Raw genomic sequence first — 464 nt, forward strand, 5'->3', positions numbered from 1 at the left:
GAGAAAAAAGAAGTTAAACAATCTTTATTTAAACAGCTCGCTGAAATTTGTAGTGCGCAAACTATTTTTGCAAGTAACACATCTTCAATTTCAGTGACTGCAATTTCGGCGGGCATTGCTCACCCTGAGCGCGTAGTGGGTTTACACTTTTTTAACCCTGCGCCAGTCATGAAACTGGTTGAAATTGTACAAGGCTTAAAAACACCAAATAGCTTATGTTTGGCTTTAAAAAACTTAATGTTGGACTGGAAAAAAATTCCGGTACTCACCAAGTCGACTCCGGGTTTTATTGTTAACCGAATTGCACGTCCGTTTTATGCAGAAGGCTTTAGAGCACTGCAAGAACAAGTCACCAGCTATGACCAGCTAGATTATGCCTTAAAGCAATGTGGCGGTTTTGCGATGGGGCCGTGTGAACTCACCGACCTCATTGGGCAAGATGTTAACTTTTCGGTGACGCAAAG

Annotated in this window: 1 protein-coding gene; it reads left to right on the top strand. The window is 42.0% G+C overall.

The features are described 5' to 3' along the window. A partial coding sequence (locus F7Q96_RS26515; RefSeq protein ID WP_249041736.1) for a 3-hydroxyacyl-CoA dehydrogenase NAD-binding domain-containing protein occupies positions 1-464 on the top strand: 464 nt, incomplete at both ends.

It is taken from the genome of Cupriavidus gilardii (assembly GCF_008801915.1).
Lineage (GTDB): Bacteria > Pseudomonadota > Gammaproteobacteria > Burkholderiales > Burkholderiaceae > Cupriavidus > Cupriavidus gilardii.